The sequence below is a fragment of the Yaniella sp. genome (assembly GCF_030453185.1).
Classification (GTDB): Bacteria; Actinomycetota; Actinomycetes; order Actinomycetales; family Micrococcaceae; genus Yaniella.
In genome coordinates this window covers 1-4,283 of the sequence record NZ_JAKDKW010000124.1, presented here as the reverse complement: position 1 = coordinate 4,283, position 4,283 = coordinate 1, and the positions used below count along the sequence as shown (strand labels likewise).

Below are 4,283 nucleotides of genomic sequence, written 5' to 3'. Positions count from 1 at the left end.
GAGGTGCCTTGCCCAACGGATTCGCGGGTTTTGTTCGATGGTGTATCGGTGATGTTGTCAACCAGTTGCGCCGTCATCAAAGACTCGAGGAGGCCAACGATCGCCATGGTCAGTGCCGCCGGCAGAATGATCTGCAGCGTTTCAAGCGTGAATGGCACATCCGGGATGAGGAAGAACGGCAGCTCATTGGGCAGTTCGCCTTTATCCGCGACAGTGGGAACATCAATGCTAAAGATGATCACGAGCAACGTGACCACCACGATGGCCACCAGTGGTGCAGGAATGGCGGCACTAACTCTGGGCCACAGGAAGATAATTGCCAACCCGAGAGCAAAGAGCGGGTAGACGGCCCAGGGAACATCGATCAGGTCTGGCAGTTGAGCTATGAAGATCAGGATCGCTAGTGCGTTGACGAAACCTGTCATCACCGATTGCGGGATGAATCGCATGAGTTTGGCGACCCCGATGACGCCAAATAGGATCTGCAGCATGCCGGCCAGAATGACTGTGGCAAAGAGGTATTGCACGCCGTGGGAGGCGACCACCGGTGCGATGACCAGAGCCGTTGCCGCTGTGGCAGCAGAGATCATGGCGGGACGGCCACCGACAAACGCGATGGACATGGCCATGACGGCGGCCGCGTAGAGACCAACCTTAGGATCGACGTCGGCGATCAGGGCAAACGCGATGGCTTCTGGGATAAGTGCCAGCGCGACGACAAGCCCCGCGAGAATTTCGGTGCGCAACCAAGCTGGACGTTTGAAGGTTTCTCGAACGGATTGGCGTTGGGCTGGGGTGACCTGCGCCGCGGACATATACACCTCTGAGTCAGTGGCCTATTCAAGCGCGCTCGAATAGGCGTAGGGGCCTGAGTGAACGTAGGCATTCTACCGATGACGTGATGGAAGTTGCCACTAGTTCCCCTACCATCAGCTACCGGCTGTAGATGTGCGCAGCACACGCCGGCCGGATTGCGCTCATCAGAGGTCGTGGCATCAATCCGGTCGGTACTGCACGTTCAGCGCAGGGAGTTAGACGCTAGTCTTCCCAGGCCGCGTACGATGCATAGTCGTTGGATAACGCCTTGAGTAGGCTTTCGACCTGGCCATCGGACACTGCTTCCATAAGCACAGAAAATGCTGCATGGGTGCGATGTTGGCTTTCATCCAATGGTGCGCCGAGGTGTTTGGCGACTCGGCGCACCATGTCTGATGCATCGAAGCGTTCTTTGATCTCGGGATCGCCTACGGCGAGCACTTCGCCGAGTTCTTTGGGTAATTGAGCCGCAAAGTTGCCGCGTTCTTCTCCCAGATCCCGCAGTGCCAGAGTTTCTAGTACGGCAATGACGGTGTCGTGAGCTTCCTGGGATGAGTCCAGTCCGGCACGTTGTTGCACTCGTTCGACAATTTCGGTGGTCTGCATGGTCCCTCCTGGGAACTACGGTTCGTTACGCAACTGGAGTCACGTGTCTATTGTGGACAGATTTAACCCCGGCTTGGCAACATCTGGTGGTCAGAGATCCAATATCGCGAGTAGTGTGGGCGCATGAGTGAACAAAAGTATTCTTCCAATGACGTAACTGAAGTTGACACTGGATCCTTCACAATTAGTTACCGGGTGTGGGTCAATGCAGATGCAGCAGAGTTGTGGCAGCTTGCTTCGAATCCGCACCGCCATCACGAGCTAGACGGTGGCGGCACCCTATCCGCACAAGTGACCGGACCGGAACGGCTAGCCGAAGGTGACACATTCAATATTTGGATGCGCCAATTCGGGCTACCCTACACCCTGAAGATGCGGGTGCTCACGGCTGACCACGAACGCGAAATCGCCTGGCAACATCCGGGAAAGCACATCTGGCGCTGGGCTTTCGATCCCGCCGACACTGGTGGCACGTGGGTCACTGAGACCTTCGATTACACACAGGTCAAACCATTAATGATCCGCGGGTTTAACTGGTTGGGCATCTTCCAGAACAACGCCAAAAATATGCGCGCCTCGTTGAGGCAGCTGCAACAACGCTTTAGCTAGGCCCGTTTTCCACAGCGAGCGTCAGCCGCACGCTGTACCCACATTTCGTCCGCGACGCTCACGGGTGTCGAGTTTGAGTGCTGAAGTCTCAGTATGACTCAGCCAATTGAGACCGGGGTGAATCCGGCAGCACTCATCGACCAGGCACAACAACTGTTATCCGAAACCATTACCGCCTACCGCCAGCCCGAGGCATATTCGAAGCTCGCTAGATTTACCGTGGATCAAGCATCCATCGATTGGGGAACGGTCTGGGGTACTGCGTCTGATGCATCCGACGAATCTGTGCAACCACCGGATGTTCCGTTTCCGGTACTGTTGCGCAACATCGAGACGCTCTCCCGCCAAGTCAACGTGCTGCAGACCTTGATGGTCGGCTTTGCTTCAACCGCATATTACTCGGATATTGAACGCGCTGAAATTTTCGGTATGCCTGCGGGCAAGGCTGCCTTTCGCAATATGGCCGAATTTCTCCGGGACTCCCTGCGGATTTCACTCCGGGACGCAAAATCACGGGTGAAGTTAGCCGGGCACCTCTCCCCCGCACCGAGTTTAGACGGCGGGCATATACCCGAATCACCGTATCCCAATGTTGCCAAACGCTTTCTCAGTGCATCGATCGATGCGACTGCCGCTGAAATCGTCATGGACACCATCAACCACGTTGAACGCGAAGCTGCTCAAGCTAAAGCACTGACCCCCGAGGTCGAACAACAACTCGCCAGTGGACAGGACCATCTCGCCGAACAAGCTGACACCTTAGATCCAGATGGACTGCGCCAGGTCGCCAAACGCTGGTCACAATACACCACGAACTGGTTCGATCAGGACCAGCCACCCGACGACGAGGTGCTGGATCGTAAACGTGGGGCGTTCTACCGCGGTCAAGTCCAGGGACTCCACAACTGGATGCTTCGCGTTGACAGCCTATTTCATGAACGCCTTCGAGTCCTGGCTGCAGTAGTCAATAACCCCAATGCCAGCTTTGAGCCGTTGAAGTCCCTGCTGGAAAAGCTCTTTGGCACAGCCCTGCCCAATTTCAGCGCCCCGGTAGTCCGGAAGATACCAGTAGATCACGGACAGCAAGAGCTCTTTAGCGAAGACGAGGTAGGCAATCCCATCACTGCGGCGGATGACCGGAATCGCCAGCAGAAACTCTTGGACGGACTGACCGCAGTCTTCGATACCGGCATGTCCCTCGCCTCAACAACACTTCCCACCATGGGTGGGCTTCCACCGCAACTGAGCGTCGTCATGGATTACCAAACGCTCTACGACCAGCTCTCCCGCGACTGCCATGTCACAGGCCCTTCCAGGCCCAGCGCAACGAACTTCATATCTCAAGCACTGTTTACCGGCCCCATTTCGCCGGCGTCTATTCGCCCATTATCTTGTGAAGCAGACCTGATCCCTACGGTGCTCGGGTCGAACGGCGCGGTCCTAGATATGGGACGGAAGACCCGGCTTTTCACCCCGGATCAACGCCGAGCACTCATCGCTCGGGATCGTGGGTGTGCGGCACCAAACTGCACAATTCCAGCCCCGTGGTGCGATGCCCACCATGTGGACCCTTGGAAACGCGACGGCCCAACATCTGTGGTCAACGCAACGCTGTTGTGCTCGCATCATCACCATGCGGTTCACGCCGGAATGTGGGCGGTCAGGATCAAAGATGGCATCCCGTGGTTCATCCCGGCACTCTACTTGGACCCTGATCAACGGCCTCGGCGCAATCGATTCTGGCGGTAAGCTGGTCGTCACCGAGCATTTATATGGGCAAAGGCCCGGGAGCATTCTCGTTAGTTGTACCGTTTGTATTCGTGAAGCTACCGATCAGCAAAGGAAATAGGAGCCATGGCTAGAAAACCATTCAACATGCCACCGAAAGCTTTTGGTCCTGCCGAAGGCGATCCCAATGCTGATAGCTCGGTCTTCACCGCCGATGATGCTCCGGAACCACGTCAGGGAACGCCACCGGCAATTACACGAAAGCTCGAGGGCGACGGAGCAAACCTCATCTTTCTGACATTCACCCCCGGGCAAGTGTTGCGCTCACACACCACCGCCCACCCGATTACGGTCCAGGCTCTCAAGGGGGCATTGATACTCACGACCGACGACGGTGATGTCCCACTGGAACCGGGCACCGTAGTGCATCTGCGCGCGATGATCGTCCATGAAGTTTCCGCCCCAGAAGATGCAGCAGAAACCAACGTTTTATTACTCAGCATGCTGACCGGAGAGCGACATTC

The 4,283-nt window shown here is 56.5% G+C and carries 5 protein-coding genes; 3 read left to right on the top strand and 2 right to left on the bottom strand.

Annotated elements, in window-relative coordinates; translation table 11 throughout:
• Both L0H14_RS11945 and L0H14_RS11940 read right to left on the bottom strand, forming a co-directional pair.
• A partial coding sequence (locus tag L0H14_RS11945; protein WP_301421940.1) for a SulP family inorganic anion transporter occupies positions 1–815 on the bottom strand: 815 nt, incomplete at its 3' end.
• A gap of 223 nt (positions 816–1,038) precedes the next feature.
• Complete coding sequence (locus L0H14_RS11940) at positions 1,039–1,422, bottom strand: DUF2267 domain-containing protein (protein ID WP_301421939.1); 384 nt, start codon at positions 1,420–1,422, stop codon at positions 1,039–1,041.
• A gap of 123 nt (positions 1,423–1,545) precedes the next feature.
• Here L0H14_RS11940 and L0H14_RS11935 point away from each other — a divergent pair, with 123 nt between their 5' ends.
• From L0H14_RS11935 to L0H14_RS11925, 3 genes are all read left to right on the top strand, one after another.
• Entirely contained in the window at positions 1,546–2,031 is a 486-nt protein-coding gene (locus L0H14_RS11935) for an SRPBCC family protein (protein ID WP_301421938.1), read from the top strand.
• A gap of 93 nt (positions 2,032–2,124) precedes the next feature.
• Entirely contained in the window at positions 2,125–3,780 is a 1,656-nt protein-coding gene (locus tag L0H14_RS11930) for an HNH endonuclease signature motif containing protein (protein ID WP_301419913.1), read from the top strand.
• Between the two features lie 105 nt (positions 3,781–3,885).
• Positions 3,886–4,283 (top strand): hypothetical protein (locus L0H14_RS11925; RefSeq protein ID WP_301421937.1); only part of this gene is annotated, 398 nt, incomplete at its 3' end.